This window comes from Bradyrhizobium sp. B117 (assembly GCF_038969555.1).
In the GTDB taxonomy this organism is placed as follows: domain Bacteria; phylum Pseudomonadota; class Alphaproteobacteria; order Rhizobiales; family Xanthobacteraceae; genus Bradyrhizobium.
The window spans coordinates 8,086,835-8,103,965 of the sequence record NZ_CP152414.1 but is presented as its reverse complement, the minus strand read 5'-3'; the positions used below and the strand labels follow the sequence as shown (position 1 = coordinate 8,103,965).

General features: G+C 57.6%; 9 protein-coding genes and 1 pseudogene. 8 read left to right on the top strand and 2 right to left on the bottom strand.

Annotation, left to right across the window (positions count from 1 at the left end; translation table 11 throughout):
- The first annotated feature begins 48 nt into the window (after window positions 1-48).
- From AAFG16_RS39105 to AAFG16_RS39095, 3 genes and pseudogenes are all read left to right on the top strand, one after another.
- Window positions 49-809 (top strand): IS5 family transposase gene (locus tag AAFG16_RS39105; protein WP_271608514.1). Its coding sequence is split into 2 segments (ribosomal slippage): window positions 49-544 and window positions 544-809, totalling 762 coding nucleotides; the frame shifts between segments, so codons are not numbered across the junction.
- Window positions 810-883: 74 nt separating this feature from the next.
- Window positions 884-2,234, top strand: a pseudogene (locus AAFG16_RS39100) (IS701 family transposase).
- Between the two features lie 443 nt (window positions 2,235-2,677).
- The gene (locus AAFG16_RS39095) at window positions 2,678-2,899 is read left to right on the top strand and encodes a hypothetical protein (protein WP_092219384.1); all 222 of its coding nucleotides are present in this window, start codon (window positions 2,678-2,680) and stop codon (window positions 2,897-2,899) included.
- A gap of 1,419 nt (window positions 2,900-4,318) precedes the next feature.
- Here AAFG16_RS39095 and AAFG16_RS39090 read toward each other — a convergent pair.
- Window positions 4,319-4,615, bottom strand: a complete 297-nt coding sequence (locus AAFG16_RS39090) for a chorismate mutase (RefSeq protein WP_271608513.1) — start codon at window positions 4,613-4,615, stop codon at window positions 4,319-4,321.
- A 359-nt stretch (window positions 4,616-4,974) separates the two neighbouring features.
- Between AAFG16_RS39090 and AAFG16_RS39085 the strand changes: the two genes are divergently transcribed.
- On the top strand, window positions 4,975-5,463 hold the full coding sequence (locus AAFG16_RS39085; protein ID WP_271608512.1) for a hypothetical protein: 489 nt from the start codon (window positions 4,975-4,977) through the stop codon (window positions 5,461-5,463).
- 155 nt (window positions 5,464-5,618) lie between these two features.
- On the opposite strand, the gene AAFG16_RS39080 is transcribed toward AAFG16_RS39085, so the two are convergent.
- Window positions 5,619-8,066 carry an NEL-type E3 ubiquitin ligase domain-containing protein gene (locus tag AAFG16_RS39080; RefSeq protein WP_342734005.1) on the bottom strand — a complete coding sequence of 816 codons (2,448 nt, stop codon included), beginning with the start codon at window positions 8,064-8,066 and terminating at the stop codon, window positions 5,619-5,621.
- Between the two features lie 3,289 nt (window positions 8,067-11,355).
- Between AAFG16_RS39080 and AAFG16_RS39075 the strand changes: the two genes are divergently transcribed.
- From AAFG16_RS39075 to AAFG16_RS39060, 4 genes are all read left to right on the top strand, one after another.
- Window positions 11,356-12,456, top strand: coding sequence for a sulfotransferase (locus tag AAFG16_RS39075; RefSeq protein WP_342734004.1), 1,101 nt, complete (start codon window positions 11,356-11,358; stop codon window positions 12,454-12,456).
- 277 nt (window positions 12,457-12,733) lie between these two features.
- Window positions 12,734-13,633, top strand: a complete 900-nt coding sequence (cysD, locus tag AAFG16_RS39070) for a sulfate adenylyltransferase subunit CysD (protein WP_342734003.1) — start codon at window positions 12,734-12,736, stop codon at window positions 13,631-13,633.
- The gene (gene cysN / locus AAFG16_RS39065) at window positions 13,633-15,516 is read left to right on the top strand and encodes a sulfate adenylyltransferase subunit CysN (protein WP_342734002.1); all 1,884 of its coding nucleotides are present in this window, start codon (window positions 13,633-13,635) and stop codon (window positions 15,514-15,516) included. Before cysD ends, cysN begins: the two co-directional genes overlap by 1 nt.
- Window positions 15,517-15,968: 452 nt before the next feature.
- Entirely contained in the window at window positions 15,969-16,403 is a 435-nt protein-coding gene (locus tag AAFG16_RS39060; protein ID WP_342734000.1) for a hypothetical protein, read from the top strand.
- Window positions 16,404-17,131: the final 728 nt, after the last annotated feature.

Genomic DNA, 17,131 nt, shown 5'->3' with positions numbered 1-17,131 from the left:
GAACTCTGATTCCCTCGCAGCGGGTTGATTCCACGCGGGGGGACTTCGATGCGCAAAGGACTGTTCTGGCTCAACGACAAGCAATGGGCTCTGATAGAGCCGCATCTGCCAACGAACCAGACCGGACCGGTGCGCGACGACGATCGACGCGTCATCAGCGGTATCATTCACATGCTTCAGTGCGGCGCACGCTGGCGCGATTGCCCGCCCGACTATGGTCCCTACACGACGATCTACAATCGTTTCAATCGCTGGGCCAAGCGCGGACATTGGCGGGCGATCTTTGAAGCGCTCGCCCGCTGCGGCAAAGACGGCGTGACTTTGTCCATCGACTCCACCACGATCAAGGCGCATCGCTCGGCGAGCGGCGGAAAAGGGGGGGAGCATGAGCAAGCGATCGGCCGCTCGCGCGGCGGGCGGACCACGAAAATCCACGCGCTGAGCGACCCTGACTGCAGACCTTGCGCATTTCATCTCACTCCAGGCCAGGACGCTGATATTGCCGCAGCGCCAGCCCTTTTGGAACTCGCGCCACCCATGTCTGCCTCATTGGCGACAAAGGGTACGACGGCGACGGCTTTCGAGCCGAAATCGTCGATCGTGGTGCCAAGCCCGTCATTCCAAACAAATCCAACAGGGTCACTCTCCACAGCTTCAGCAAACGCGCCTACAAGGGGCGCAACGTCATCGAGCGCTGTTTCTGCCGCCTCAAGGATTTCAGGCGTGTCGCAACTCGCTACGACAAACTAGCCAGGAACTTCTTGGCTGCCATCCATCTCGCCGCCATCGTTGCCTATTGGATCAATTGAGTCCGAGCCCTAGCACTACTTTGGCAGATTATCGCTTTTGCCGCGTTTTTTAGGATTCCCGAATCGATTTTTCAATGATTCATGGGTGGTCGGCTCTTGGAGGGCTGACCAATGGCGGAATGGGAAGACGAACTCGAACGCTGGCTGAAGCCGTTCCTGGACCGATTAGGTCATAAGACCCGGCAGCGGATGTGCCCCCTGTACGTTGCGGGATTGATCGGCCCTGGCGATCGCAAAAGCGTTCAGCCGATGGCAGAACGCCTTGCAACCGGCAACTACGATCAGCTGCACCATTTCATCGCCGATGGCGTCTGGGACGCGACACCGTTGGAATCCGAACTGCTCAACCAGGCGGACCGGCTTGTCGGCGGCAAGGATGCGGTGCTGGTTATTGACGACACGGCAATGCCGAAGAAGGGCGAACGCTCGGTTGGTGTCGCGGCTCAATATGCGTCCTCTCTTGGCAAAACGGCAAATTGCCAAACGCTGGTGTCGCTGACACTTGCGCGCGGCGAAGTGCCCGTGATGGTCGCATTGCGTCTCTTTCTGCCCGAGAGTTGGACAGGCAGTGTGTCTCGTTTGAAGCGTGCTCGCGTGCCGATCGAACACCGAACGGCACGATCCAAGCCGGAAATTGCTTTGGCCGAGGTTGACCGAGCGATGGCAGCCAACGTGCGCTTTGGATGCGTGCTGGCGGATGCAGGATACGGGCTCAGCGCACCGTTTCGACAAGGGCTAACAGACCGCGGCCTGGCCTGGGCCGTTGGCATCCCTCGGCATCTCAAGGTGTATCCGGTTGATGTACAGCTCATTTGGCCGATTACCAAAGTCCGCGGGAAGCCACGAAAGCACCACGTACCAGATATCTTGTCGATTGCGGCGGAACAAATGCTGGCCAGCGCCAAATGGAAAACCGTGAGTTGGCGCAGCGGGACGAAAGGTCGCCTGAAAGCGCGATTTGCTGCTCTCCGTGTCCGCACCGCCGACGGCCCTCCGCAGCGGATATGGGATAAAGGTCAGCAGCATCTCCCGGGCGACGAAGCTTGGCTCATTGGCGAGCAACGTGCCTCCGGGGAGAGGAAATACTATCTCGCCAACCTCCCTGCGGCGACGGATCTGCGCACACTGGCCGCCACCATCAAGGCACGATGGATTTGTGAGCAGGCGCATCAGCAGTTGAAGGAGGAGCTTGGACTTGATCACTTCGAAGGGCGATCATGGCAAGGTCTTCATCGCCATGCCCTGATGACAATGATTGCCTACGCCTTCCTGCAACATCGTCGCCTCGCATACGCGGGGCGGAAAAAAAAGAATCAACGGGCCTCCGCCTCAGCCAACCATGCCCGCCGTACGTCACGCCATCGTCGATCTCATCCTTCGACCGCCGTCGCAGCGGTGTCCATACTGCAGAAAACAAATCCTTGAAAAACAGTGGCGCAACCACATTCTGCCAAAGTAGTGCTAGTATTCGCGTACGCCCCAAGGGAGCTCTGGCGTTTAGATAAAGCGCGCTAATCGTCATAAGGTGACCATAGCAAGAGACCGCCCCGATGTTTCTCAGGGCCTCGATGTTTGATCACTCTAGGCTTAATACAAATCACGAACCTCCCCGAGATGCAGCTGTTCAGGTTCATCGCGATTGGCTTGCTCATTCCAGAACATGTTAGTCTACGTGCTTAGTTTCGAATAGAAAGGCGTGGATTGAGCATTCAATTGTAACGAAGCCTCTCTACACAGAGTCTGCACGAAGTTTACAATTCCACAGCTGCACTAGTCCAGACGTTGTCTTCCGAAAGCATGACCGAGCTAATACCTGGCGCGAGTTCCAATGACTGTTCTTTTTTTACGGTCGTCGCTGCGAAAAAACTATGTTACAAGCGCTCTTCTCGGAAGGAGCATTCATCGTGAAAAAAGCAACAAAGAAACGCGTCAAGCGGCGCGAGTGGACGAAGGCAGATATCAAAGAGCTCAAAGTTCATTCGAAGGCTCGGACCCCGGTCATAAAGTTAGCAAAAATGACCAGACGCAGCGCCGGCGCGCTGCGCCAGAAGGCCTTAAATCTCGGAATTGGACTCGGACATCAGCGGTAATTTTGAGCAACACTGGCTAATGGCGGTAGGGCGGCTTGCGGGCCGCCCTCTTTGGTCGTAGAAACTTCGTCGCAAATTAGCTTTGCCGATCCGCGCTGAGAGAGTTTTTCACGCACGTGCTGGATGGCCTTCAACGTCGCGGAACGGGCCCCAACGTGTCCTCATCTTTGATCAAGTTCTTTGGAAGGCGCTTTCGACGGCCGCTAGCGATGTATGATCGCGAGTGAACAGATACCCTTAGCCCATAGGCCTGTCTCGAAGATGAAACCCCGAAACGCTCGTCTCCGGACGCAGGCGATGGGGCCAAAGCGCCCAGTTCTAGGCGCGTTAGCTTCCGAGAATCTAACCAGTCTTAAACGAACTCCTAGGTCCGAATCTAACATCCGTTCGGCCAGCAGCTTTTTCAGATTCGGCGAGACAGTCTTGGTCACGCTGGGCCGAACTCATTGGCTGATCGCTTTAGCCAAATGGAAACAAACTCGCGAATGGGGCATCCTCGGTCTCCTTCCGGTGGGGATGGCCTTGTCGGGTTACCGCTTGGACAATCGAGAAAGTCAAAGGTATTCTAGAGCGCGGGCGTGCTCCAGGAGATAAGAAGTTGCTAGATTGGGTGAGGGGTCTCACGAGACTGAGGTCTTGTTTTTGGGCGGCAATCTGGGTGACTATCGGACTACCAGCGAACCGAACCGTACAGGGCGGACCCACCGCAAATGTTCCGCTTATCAAGAAAGCAAGGGCCAGCTCCGAGCGCGACATGATCGCAGACTCTCGAACCAGCTAAGCTTCGAAAGCGCTCAATCATGGCCGTAATCAAAGCCGTGGGGCACACTTCGATGGAAGAATACGCAGCCTTCATGCTCGGGCCTGATGGGCATATTCTGCAGCGCGTAAATATCATCTGTGCAGACGAGGACACCGCAAAAAAAATGAGCCTATCAACTCGCGGAGGATTTTGCTGTTGAGCTCTGGTAGGGCGCACGCAAGATCACGGAATACCCGGCGCGCCACTGAGCGGCCTTGGGGCGCCTTCATCAATTGACTGGGCCGACGTTCGACCTTTTTTAGGCCTCTGCCGACGATGAGGCTTGGCGCCTCCCGCGAGACTTGCCGGCTTGGAACACCGATCTGGCGCTCCGTTGCCGAGACTGCTGCCGGAAGGCATTGACGCAATGCTTCTGCGGCGAGCTAGTGAGACTAACCCGCGCACCGCTTTGATCCCCCACATGAACCTTACCGCAGAACATCCAAGCGTCGATCCGACGCCGGTTCAACTCTGGCCGAGTATGCGGAGAGGAAAACCGAGTCGCCCGCAACGCAAGGATAGTCGTCCACATCCGCGTAGTAGCAGCGCATCCTTCGAAGCAGGATTTGCTTGTCAAGCTTTACGGGCCCGCGCGTCGCATGCTGAACGAGGCAATTCTACACTTTACCGATCTCTTCACGAGCAAGATCATGATGCCGGATCACTTCTGTTATGATGAAGGCCAGGAACTTCTCAGCAAAGTCTGGGTCAAAGTTGGCGGCCTGTGCGAGCGCACGCAGTCTTGTTGTCTGTCTCTCCTTCCGACCTGGATCGGCAGCAGGCATTTGCAATCGAGCCTTTAGTTTTCCCACCTCTCGAGTGCACCTAAAACGTTCCGCGAGAATGTGAATCAGGGCGGCGTCCAGATTGTCGATGCTGCTCCGAAGAGCATTCAATTCGGGTGGAGCTTCCAACGTCTCAGGTCCCTTCGATGCGCACGATGTTTTTCGGGCTTCATAACGAGTCTCTGTAAGACTGTTCTTGAGTCAGACCTCGAGTGCGAGCTAACGTTGACGCCTTATGGGCCCGCTCAAGAGTTTTATGCAAGCACATTAGCAAGTGGACGTGATTTCTGGATCCGAGCCGATTGACCGGGTTCTGACATCGGAAGGCCAATGCCACGATCATCGGATCGGGTGCATCGCTTTTCGGGTGTCGCAGAACATCCGACGGATGCCATTCCCGACGGCCTCTATTTGCGGTTATACTCACGCTCGCGCCGTGGTGGTGAAAGGCGCAACCGTCAGACCTATGACTCACGGAGCCCACCGCCATGATCACCTTCGCACCACTGCTCGTTTTCCTCGTCATAGGCTTTTTCGCGTGGCTGCTCTTCACGCTTGCAGTCTTCGCGTTGCCCGTCTTCGCCGGCGTAACGGTTGGTCTTTGGGCCTTCCACACGGGAGCCGGCGCTCTGGGCGGCATCGCTGTCGCCCTCGTCGCTGGCGCCGCGACGTTCAGCATCGGCCAGCTCGCGCTCGCCCTCGTGACATGGACTTGGCTCCGACTCTTGGTCATCATCTTTTACGTCGCACCGGCGACCGTCGCCGGTTACAGCGCTAAACCGACGCAGCAAGATGATTGTCTCCTAGTCCGTGAAGCTCATCATGCGATTGTTTTTCCAGACGCTGAAGCTCCTCTGAAGCGACGAAGGCCGCCGACGGCACGGCTTCATCATCCAGATGATCCAGCACTCGCCGAAGCTCTCCTTGAGAGAACTGCTCTGAATGCAATTCGGCTTGCGCGAAAGCCGACGAGGTGAAGTGATCATCTCGCCATCTCTGCGGGCTCCTCGTCAAGCGGTCGTCGAAGCTCCTCTGCGCGCCTCGTGACTGCCACGTGCCTAATCCTGCCGGCATAACGTTCAACGAACAGCCCGTTCGGCGCGCCGGCATCCTCGCCGAGTGGACGGCCGCTTCACAGCTCAAGCGCATGATCCGCGAGCACCTGCCGCATCAGTGCGCCCTTGATCTCGCGGGCGATCTCGTCGCGGATCTGGGCTCCGAACTGCAACTCGGCGTCGCTGTTTCCGGTCAGGTGATGGTCGGCGAGTCGCTGCTCGAGCCGGCTCGGAAACTCCCCGTCCATCGCCTCGGCGAGCCGGTTCTGCATCTCTGCATGGGCGTCGGGGGCAATCCGGCTCACCACCGTTTCCCAGGGCTGCCAGCGAGTTGCCATAAAATCGGCGAACCCCGCCGCTTCCTCATTCCGCACCTGCGTCTCGGCTGCGGTGAGGTCGTGCTCAGTGACGTACGAGATGTCATAGAACCGCATGTCCGGAGCGATGAGCTGCAGGTCCAGCCGGTCACGTAGCTTGACCTGATAGGCGAGATAGACCTCGATCTCATCGACGAACTGGAGTGAGTTGACCTTCTGACGGGCAATCGGCTCGAGTGCGCCCAGGCGGAACAAGACCCGGGCCTTATGGATGAGCTCGCCGAGCCGATCGTCATAGGCCCCGTCCTCGACATCAGCGTTCAGGCGTGCGGTCTGCATGCTGTTCCAGGTCAGAGTGATGCGATCCTGGCAGCTCTCGCTCGCCCCGAAAGCCAACTGAAAATACTGCTCGCGCAAGTGCGGTCTGATCGCAGCCTGCTGCAGATCCTCTGCGACGGCCTCCCGGAGATAAGGATTATCATAATTTACGGTGTTCCGTAGCCTATCGAGGAAGAGCGCGTATTCCGGCGCCCCCGCTTCGCCGGCGAAGTTTTGCCAGGCGTCGATCACCTTCGGCTCCCCGTCCATCCAGTCCGCTACCACCTCGGCGAGCGACCGTTCCTGATCAACCGCCGGTCCCTCGCCCATCGAGAAGAAGACCCGCGGGCCGTCATAGCCCGGGGAATTGAGGGCTTCCGCCAAATTCGTACGCACCCGCTCGAGCAGCGGATTATTCTCCAAATAAACCATGCACCCAAAACCTAGCCGGGTTAGCAGCGCCTGCGGCAAGCTGCTCAGCCGATTATTGCGTGCCTCGAGCACCTGCAGTTCGACGGGGAGATTGTCGGGTAAGCTGGTCAGCCGGTTGCCGCCGACGTGAAGTCTCTGAAGGTCGGGGGGGAGGGTCTCGGGCAAACTGTCCAGCTGGTTGTCGCGCGCAAAGAGCACCTGCAGTTCGACGGGGAGAGTGTCGGGAAGGCTGGTCAGCCGGTTGCCATCGGCTTCGAGCTCTTGGATTTCAGGCGGGAGTGTATTGGGAAGGCTGGTCAAGCGATTGCCGCCGACGGCAAGTGACTGAAGTCCGATGGGGAGGGCGTCGGGCAGTCTGGTCAACCGGTTGCCACGGACGTCGAGGTCCTGCAGCCCATCCGGCAGGGTATCTGGCAGGCTGGTCAAGCGGCTACTGCCGACCGCGAGCGTCAAAAGCCCCTCTGGAAGGTTTTCAGGCAGACTGGTCAGCCGGTTGCCCCCGATGGCAAGTGACTGAAGCCCGTTAGGGAGTGTGTCGGGCAGGCGGGTCAGCCGGTTGCCGCTGGCGCCGAGCGCCCGCAGTCCAGACGGGAGGGCGTCAGGCAGGTGCACCAACTCGTTGTCGCTCACGTTGAGCGACTGAAGCCCAGGCGGAAGGGCGGCTGGCAGTGTCGTCAGGGATAGATTTAAGAGCTCCAGCCCTGCATAGACGTCGCCTGCCTCACTCCAGGCTTTTATTCGTCTTACAGCCTCTTCGCGGTTCTCGTCTTGCGACTGCCCTTCCTCTTCGGCCCAACCATCCAGGATCTGGTTAAGCCGCGACTCGCTGAAGACAGGTTCTTCATGCGTCTGACCGCTTGCGCGCCTCGGAGCCCCCGTTTGCAAGGCTATGGTCCACTGCGCTGCGGCCGGGGTCAATCTAGAGGTATTGCCATCGCCCGGCCGGGGCTGTCGGCCCAGAATCGATGCCCCCAAATTTTGCTCGGAACGATTCGCGGCGAATGTTGACGACTCCGGCGCTACATCACCGGCCTCGGCCCACGAATGCTCCTCCTGATCGACACTATACGGTGGCCAATCGGCAGCTGAATCCATGGCGTGCCAATCATCTGTCAGACTGAAGTTGCCATCCGACAACTGCCCGTCGCGATCCGCGACCGGAAAAAGCACATGCTGATCGTCTCGTTCAGAGCAGGCGAACGAATCCGACGGCGACCGCGAGGTGCCCTGTCGGACTACATCCTCGTGCGGCATTCCCAAACGATCCGCACCTCTGTTCGAAGCAACACAGGGCGGCTCGCCGAGGCTAATTGGATTGGGAGGCAGGCGACCGTGAAGACGCAAATCATTCACGTGCTGCTGAAACCCGGCTTGGTCGGCCTGCTGCTGTTGCCGCCGATCGTAGTACGCCTGATCGACACGGGTCTCGAATGGGTTGAGATTATTAAACGCATCCATCCCACTCTCCTAGTCAGATCTGAGCAGCTAACGCCGGTCTGGATAAGTACGTTCACGCTAAGAGGCTTAGCTTTCTAGAAGCTGACGAGGGATCAGAGTGATCGTAACTGTCCCGTAAGCCTTCGTGGAACACTTATTGCTGGATGGATCATTGCAGTGACAGCTTGCGTATGTCTGCTACGCAGACTTGAGCCTTGCCGGCGTGATCTCGACGGAAGACGTGCTCATACTCCGCGAGAGCAAGTCAGAAAATTGCATCTCCCGCCGTGCATCCCGCAATCCGATCACTGCGCAGCTGGGTCGGACAGCAAATATCACCTTAACTTGACGCCACGCTGCGCACCTTCTTCTAGGTGACTGGTGGACCGATTGCTGCGCCAGTATGTTCATCGGAGGCGGGCCGAAGTCCATCGTCTCACCTCGAAAATCACCTGATGCGCTCTGGCAACCAACGGCTGGAGAAGATCAGGTAACAGGACGTTATCCGCTCATCGTGCCCATGCTCGCGGGGTGACGGTTAGGGAGGTGCAAGGTGGCTATGCCGGTCGCTCTCACGACAGCACCAGGGAAGCAGACATTGCGCAAAACTGCAATTTGTCACGCGCATGCGGTGGCCACCGCCGGGGAGGCTGGGATTGGAAGTTGGCATACGAAGGCTGTGAGGCCGCCACTGCCCTGTTCTTGCGCAAATACGGAAAGGCGCTCTTCCGCAAAGTGAATCGGCGGACTTCTCGCGATGGAAACGAAAAACCCCGGCATGAAGGCCGGGGCTCCCGTCATGCCACAGCGTACATCCGGCCGGGACAATCAGACGATGGTTAGCACGGAGTTTTCGAAGAAAATGTGACCTTCGCGGTCGCTCTTAAAGGTCGGAGTTTTCGCAAACCCTTGTAGACCGTACAATTGATCACACCGGCCACTTTGTTGCCTTCAGCGCTGTAGAAGCGTTGCTCGCTGCCTCGAGCGGGCAAACAGCAGACCCACGTGGCGATGGTCATTCCCGTTGAAGTCCCAAATCGCCTGTCAGAGACCTTTGTGCCTTTCTGAGGAATCAATGCCAGTTGGTCTCCATCAAGGCAGTGATCCCGTCGGCACGAAGCACGGACTGATTTGAGAGGTTTTATTTCCAGCCATTGCTGTGCGGAAGGGGAGCCAAGCCATGCGCGTTCTCGGGTATTGTTTTCGTCCTCATGGGGCTGGCCAGTCCCGCTTACGCCTGGCGGGATATGGGCGACATGGAGTTGCCGCAATCGCTTACAGGCGGCTCGATGATGCATTGCGGCCGAAAGTCGATGCCCTCATCAAATAGCATCCGGCGTATCCGCCTCAGGCCTGATCGATTTTGAGAAGTCGTTTTGCGGCGATGTCTGGGCGGAGCTTACTATTCTCGTCTACGACAAAGACGCCGCGATCATAACCGTTCTTCTGCTGGCGCATTGGGGCCCCTTGCATGTTAGCGTTCACGCATCAAGCGCGCTGCAGAGCTGTTTCCGAACAATAAAAACCTCCTGACTGCCTTGAAGATGATGGACGAATTTCAAGCGCGGTGGCTCAAGGCGGATGGTAAGCAATGCCAGCAATACGGATAGAGATCAGCGCGGCAGTCACTGGTCGCTGTTGCTGGTTGATGCGCAGTCTGATCCGATTGCGTCCACTGACATTCCTGAGCGTCCGCCGAGGCGGGGTGATACCGATCTCGCTGCGACCTTGAAGATGATATACGAAATTGATCCCGGAGACGCCGCTCTCATCCTTGAAAGCCCCTAAAGTTCTGACTACAGAGCTAAGGAAATCTGCCCTGGAGCGGGCTGCACGACTTGGTGCTCTAAGTGCGTGGCTTAAAGAATCGAAGCTGCTGGAAATGTGGGTAATCGAAAGCTGCGTCGTAGGCGCGCGGCTAAAGTTTGGGCGTAAGCCGATCTCGCCGAGCCTGTCGGATAGCTCGAGCTCCGAGGCGATATGGCGCGCTCAGCAGCAATTGAAAAAGCGCTCTGTTACCTTGGTAGATGGCGGCGGAGCGGTTACGTCCTGAACCCGTCATCACCTGCGCGCCGTCGGCGTTGTGAACGGACCACAACCACCTTCGACCGCGCTGCTTCAAGACATATTCGAAGAATGGGAGACTTATGGTTAGCGAGTCCATTTCTGACAACCGTGCGTTTGGTCTTCTGAATGCCAGAGCGGGCCCATTCCAGGCGATGTCTCATTGTAGCAGCCTTGGCAATGAACTCGCTTGATCGGTCAATGCCGCTTTCATCAAAAGTGAGCTCATCCTGCGCTGTCTGTCGTGGCGCCAAAGTCGCGAGATGCTTGCGCGTTTTGGCCATCAGCGACATCTGCAGGATCCGGTCATCGTTTGCGGAGGACTTATGCCGCAGCAACCTTTTTTCTCTAGCAACTTTGAGTGGGTCGTCACGAAGGAAGGGGCGACGTGCATCAATCGTGACACCAGATTGGCCGGTACAACCCTTTTTCTCTGCCCAAATAGGTCACCGCCATCAGGATCGTCCACCGTGGCCCAGTGATGCCCAACACAATGGTCCTCCCATGTGATCGGCCGGACAATCTCGTTTCCGTCAGTATAGATGCGGCCAAGCGCGCTTGCTGGATCAGCCATCTTAAGCCGGGTTCCGTCCTTTACAACCGTCCTTAGCGCCGATTAGGGGGCGGCAGTGCCGCAAGAGCAGGTAAATCAAACACTTGGTATAGTTGGGACGGATGGGCTTGCGAACAACAGGCTGGCCGGAGCTATGGCCCAGTGTCTTGGACCAACGGCAGTATGCACGGCAAAGTTGCGTTAGGATCGATGCACGCTGACAAGATAGCTGCGCGTCGCCAAGTGAGATTTCCGCGATGTGGGCTGCTTCTTTGCCGCGCTCGCCGGTATGCCGAATATTCAGCGAGGTGCATGTCGCATTTACGGATTCAATGCCCCAGCAACGGCGACTTATGACTACACGTAATAGCCTTCCTGTAGCGGCGGCGGTCTTCGGCAAACGTCCGTATAGTTCTTTCCAACCTTCCCATATCCGCAATCGATGTTCGTTTGATTGAGCTGCCGCTTGACGTCGTTTTAACTGTCGAGCAATCGAGGGGGCGATTGCAGTTATCTTTTGGTGATCCCGCCGATCAATCGAACCGAACGGACTAAACTCATGAGTGCTACACAAAAGTCTTGTTTTGATACTTTGCACGGGAGCGGCTGTCCATGTGATCCCCCGGCTGGCTTGTTTCGCTCAATCGAGCGAGCGCCGGCAGAGTTTGCTTTTCAGGCACGAGGGTCTGAACGATGAGCGGACGTTTCGGCCGTTCGCCTGCGGTGTGCTTTCTTCTTGGTCTTCCACGATCCGGGACGACACTCCTGGCGCATTTGCTCCAGCACCATCCAGATATTGTGGCTCCGCCTGAACCCTGGTTGATGCTGGCGCTTGAAGCATTTGGCAAGGTGGACCAGCGCCATCCGGCGGGCAGCTCACTGATCAAGACCGCGACCTCGGAGTTTCTGGGGCGGATAGATCGCACGATCGCCAGCCGCGCTTATGCCGATGCAGCATATGATCAGTATCTGGTGGACGCGGGCAAGCGCATCATCATAGACAAGACACCGCGGTATTGGACCGTGCTTGAGTTTCTTGAATCTGTCTATCCAGAAGCGCCACACATCCTTCTGATGCGCAATCCCTATGCCATCGCCGCTTCACTGAAATCGACGTGGGGCGTCCCACTGCGGACAGAAAGCCCGCATTCGGTTAGCGTATCCAGTCTCACCGATCTGATGCTCCGTCTGCCCGACGTCATCATAACTTCACTCGCCGATTTGGTTCTGGGCCTTCCCAAGCTCGCCGCGCACCGCTCTCGCCCGCAGACTCAGTTCGTGCAATACGAACTGCTCGTGGCGCATCCGGACGAGGAAATCCGGCGTCTGTTGAAGGGGCTCGGCTGTGACCCAGCGGCCGTCGCATCGGCTGGGATGAGACAAGCAGATTATCTTCGATCCAGCAGCTTTGGGGATCGAAATATCCTGGAACGAAACGCCGTCGACGAAAGCTCTGTCAAATCATGGCAATCTCAATTGAGCGTCGAAGAGATGCAAACCGTGACTGATTTGGTCGGCTCTGAGCTTTTGCTAGAACTCGGATATGAGCAGGAACTGCTGCGTGCACAGGAAGCCGGAGTGCTGGATAGGGGAAGTGAGGTAACTGAACTCTATCGTCGGATATTCCGAACCTGGTGGGATTTGCGAAGTACCAAGGCCGGAGCATTATCTGGCCCCTCTCACGCTGGAGAGCCGGTCCATACTGCTTGGAACGTTTCGGAGAACCGCGACGCGGCTATCGAGATGTTGCGAGGCGAAGTCGAGCGGCTTGAGCGGATCCTTAATAACTGCTAGTGCGATCTGAATGCTTGCGATCAAAACACGTTGGTTGATTTAGCCAAGATCCTGGACCCGCACGAGCTGATCTCCCGATTAGCTGTGAGGCCGGCGCCGGCCGCACCAGCGGAGGAATACGAGATGCTGCCGCGTCTGCAAGTCTGCTGTCCAATGGAGCTCGACCTCATGAACGAGCCTGCCGCTTGGCCGGCCGTTTCCTCCGCGCATATTCTCCACTCTGGGCTGGAGCTACAGAACGGCGAAGAACAGAGATCCTGCATCGAAAAGAAGATATATGCTGCCGAAACATCTGCGCCGTCTCGAAGCTGAATCGATTGAAATCATGCGTGATGTGGTCGCCGGGTTCAAACGGCCGGTCATGCTTTACTCGATCGGAAAAGACTCAAGCGTGATGCTGCACATTGCGATCAAGGCGTTCTATCCGGCAAAATTGCCTTTCCCCCTGCTTCACGTCGACACGACCTGGAAGTTCCGTGAGATGATCAGCTTTCGAGACGCGACAGCCAAGCGGCTCGGCCTCGACTTGATTGTCCATATCAACAAGGAGGGCATCGCGCGCGGGATCAATCCGATCGATTCCGGCTCCGCGCTCCATACCCAGGTGATGAAGACAGACGCGCTGAAGCAGGCCCTCGACCTCCACGGATTTGATGCCGCCTTTGGCGGCGCCCGGCGCGATGAGGAAAAGAGTCGCGCAAAAGAACGGATACTCTCCTTCCGTTCGGCCGGACACGTATGGGACCCCCGTAGCCAGCGACCGGAGCTTTGGAGCTTGTTCAACACGCGGATACGCCAGGGTGAAACCATGCGCGTGTTTGCGATGTCAAACTGGACCGAGCTCGATGTCTGGGAATACATCATGCTCGAGAAGATTCCGGTCGTTCCGCTCTACTTCGCAAAACTAAGACCCACAGTACGTCGAAATGGTGCGACGATCATGATCGACGACAAGCGATTGCCGCTTAACTGCGGCGAGACGCCAGAAATGCGGATGATCCGCTTTCGGACGCTTGGATGTTACCCTTTGAGCGGGGCTATTGAATCCGACGCGATGGCGATTGAAGACATCGTCGCAGAAATGCGGACTGCGACTGTGTCGGAGCGCCAGGGACGCCTAATTGATGTCGATGAAGCCGCTTCAATGGAGAAGAAGAAGAGGGAAGGTTACTTTTGATGTTTGTAAAGCCGGCAACGGAAGCGGTCCCGGCCAGGACAAAGGATCAGCTGCGATTCATCACGTGTGGCTCGGTGGACGACGGCAAATCGACGCTGATCGGCCGGTTACTGCACGACAGCAAGATGATCTACCACGATCAGCTCACGGTGCTGAAACGCGACAGCATCAAGCACGGTAGCGCCGGAAATGACATCGATTTCGCGTTACTCGTGGACGGGCTCGAGGCCGAACGGGAGCAGGGCATCACGATCGACGTCGCCTACCGCTTCTTCACGACGCCGCGGCGCTCCTTCATGGTGGCCGACGCTCCCGGCCACGAGCAGTATACCCGCAATATGGCTACCGGCGCCTCCCATGCCCAGCTCGCCATCATCCTGATCGATGCCCGCAAAGGCGTGATGGTTCAGACCCGCCGCCACTCCTTTATCTGTTCGCTGCTCGGTATTCGTCATGTCGTGCTGGCAGTGAACAAGATCGATCTTGTCGCATACAACAAAGAGTGCTTCGATCGGATCGCCCGTGACTATCTGGCCTTTGCCGCCGGTCTCGGCTTCACCTCGATCGTTCCGGTCCCGATCTCGGCCCGCTACGGCGACAACGTTGTGGATCGCTCCGCTCATGCCAACTGGTACGATGGTCCCTGCCTGCTCGAGCATTTGGAGAGCATTGACATCCCGTCCGGCACCGCAGGCCAGGCTTTCCGCTTTCCGGTCCAATGGGTGAACCGCCCAAACCCGGATTTTCGGGGTTATGCCGGGACGGTGGCTTCCGGGAGGATTTCGGCAGGAGACGAGATCGTTGTCGCCGCCTCGGGACGGACCACGCGCATCAAGCGGATCGTGACCCATGATGGCGACCTTGTCGGCGCCGAAGCCGGCGATGCGGTTACCATTACACTGGAAGATGAAATCGATATCGGCCGTGGCGACATTCTGTCGCGGCCGGACGACCGACCGAAGGTCGCCGACCAGTTCGCCGCTTATGTGATCTGGATGGACAACGAGCCGCTCGCTCCCGGACGCAATTACATCCTGCGGATTGGATCGCAGACGATTATCGGCAGCATTACCGCAATTAAACATCGGATCGACGTCAACACTTGTGAGCATCTGACCACCGGGATGCTTTCCCTCAACGAGATCGGCTTCTGCGATGTTGCGACCGCAATGCCCGCAGTATTCGATCCTTACGAGCTCAATCGAAAGACCGGATCATTTATCTTCATTGATCGTTACACGAATCGTACGGTCGGGGCCGGCATGATCGCCTTTCCGCTACGGCGGGACACCAATATTGTTAGGCAAGCGCTATCCGTGGACAGGAGGGAGCGCGCCGCGCTCAAGAATCAGAAGCCTTGCGTCATCTGGTTCACTGGCCTGTCTGGCGCGGGAAAGACGACGATTGCCAACCTGGTTGATCAAAAGCTGTGTGGCATGTCGCGGCATACTATGCTGCTGGATGGCGACAACCTCCGGCACGGATTAAACGCGGACCTCGGTTTCTCGGAGACGGACCGCGTGGAGAACATTCGGCGCGTCGGTGAAGTTGCCAAGTTGATGGCGGACAGCGGCTTGATCGTGATCTGCTCCTTCATCTCGCCCTCTAGGGCCGAACGGGACAGGGTGCGCGGTCTGGTTGGCAAGGATGAGTTCATAGAAGTCTTCGTCGATACGCCAATCGAGGAATGCGCTCGGCGAGATCCAAAAGGCCTGTACTCAAAAGTGAAATCCGGCCAGATCAAGAACTTCACCGGGATCGATTCGTGCTACGAAGCACCAACAACACCCGAGATTCATCTGAGGACCATGGAGCAGACCCTAGAGCATTCAGCGGAAGCGGTAGTGGATGTCTTGATGGCGCGCTCAATTCTTAATGGTTAGATGTCCCTCGCATCGCACCATCGAATATCCTGCGGGCCCGGCCAAAGACGATTCGGCTCGGGCTGGCCTGCCATCGGACTTTTCGCTCTAAAGGAACAAAATTGTCGCACCCACTCCTCGAGTGCCGGCTTCCGGTTACATGCTCGAAGTGACGGGCAATTCGAGAGCGAGTACGCGAGCAGAGATTGAGCATGGTCGGGAGCGGATGGAGATCAAGAAGTGCCTTCCATGCTCCAGATGAGAATCTACGACGATGACAAAGGCCAGAGAGGAATTCCGACTCCCAGTCGGTTGAGTTTCGCTTAGCGCTTCTTTCTACGCGTGCGGCCAGCGACGCCGAGCTCCCATTTAGCCAAGCCAGGCAGCGTCTCGGCCGGCTTCGATCTTTCGCGCAGCAGTATGAGGGTGGGGCCCCGGTTTTCTGAGCCTGGCCGCGTCCAGCGAGCGGGCGCTTGCTTCAGTATATTGACCAATCCGAACTTAGCAGTCGACCCCGACTCTCTCCTGTCGCGACCTGCCAGCTTTCGGGAAGCTTGCTTCCTTTTGGCCCGCCGCTCGTCGACCGATGCGGCCCGTGTGCGCGCCGCGTCTTCGCATCGCAAGACAAAGCAGCCGCGATCCTTAGCCATCCTGCCATGAAGCCGGTGAGGAGCGCGGCCAAAAAGGCAAGCGAGTTCATCCATGACAAGCGACAAGGCCGATGTCTTGATGATCCGCTCTGGTCCACCGTCAACCTGTTCGACCGCGCGGTACACCGCGTCGAACGCGAGCTCGCCATCAACGAGCAGGCGCTGCAGAGGAGCCAACGCGAGCAGGACGGCTCGGAGGCGCAATCCGTCCAACCAGATCGCCTCGATGCTGCCAGCCTAGCGATTGCTCGCAGATAGGGACACGTGCCATCACCTGGAATCGGCTCGACGTAGTCCTAAGCAGGACGACATGTTCTGCTTCGCGGCGACTGGCCGAAAGGTGTCGAACTGATCGTTGCTAAACGGCCAGCGATTCAAGGCCCCCCAATTGTCTTCAAGCCGGACTCGACGAAGGCCGCTCCATTGAAGCGCAAAGATGTGATATCGGCAGTCAGGTGCGACGAGCGCGTACATTTTCCAGGCACCAGCAGCCAGGAGGATCTCGCCTGCACGGCGGAGAAGCTCGGTACCTCCATCTGGGGGTATGGCGAGGATCGTACGTGAACGGAAGATCGGGCCATCACTTCCCTCCAAGTATCGCGCTTGCAGGCGGAATGCCGACGGTCCCGATGTCGAACTCTCACTCTAGCTCGCTGTGAATCTCAGCACTCTGCCGCCTACGTCGGCTTGTCGCCGCCAGATGGGAGTACGTCAGGAAAAATTCACACGAGAAAATGCCGGGAGAGGGTTGAAACGACCCTAACGTCAAGTTGTACGATCTCGAAATGGACAACGACAGTGATTGGCGTCCGAAATCCTCCAAAAAGCGACGGAGTGCGAATGCATCGAGTCTCAAGCCCACGCATCAGACTGCCGCTGCCGACAACGATCATCAAGTGTGTCGTGGCATGGTCTGCATCCAGGCGCGATGACATCCGACTGCATCGTTTTCCTAACGTCGAGTTTGCCTGAATAGAGCAGGTCCA

What these genes read in the sequence shown, in the direction of transcription:
- cysD (WP_342734003.1), top strand. Translation starts at nt 12,734, where the DNA reads ATGCTGCCGAAACATCTGCGCCGTCTCGAAGCTGAATCGATTGAAATC.
- AAFG16_RS39075 (WP_342734004.1), top strand. Translation starts at nt 11,356, where the DNA reads ATGAGCGGACGTTTCGGCCGTTCGCCTGCGGTGTGCTTTCTTCTTGGT.
- cysN (WP_342734002.1), top strand. Translation starts at nt 13,633, where the DNA reads ATGTTTGTAAAGCCGGCAACGGAAGCGGTCCCGGCCAGGACAAAGGAT.
- AAFG16_RS39095 (WP_092219384.1), top strand. Translation starts at nt 2,678, where the DNA reads ATGTTACAAGCGCTCTTCTCGGAAGGAGCATTCATCGTGAAAAAAGCA.
- AAFG16_RS39085 (WP_271608512.1), top strand. Translation starts at nt 4,975, where the DNA reads ATGATCACCTTCGCACCACTGCTCGTTTTCCTCGTCATAGGCTTTTTC.
- AAFG16_RS39080 (WP_342734005.1), bottom strand. Translation starts at nt 8,066, where the DNA reads ATGGATGCGTTTAATAATCTCAACCCATTCGAGACCCGTGTCGATCAG.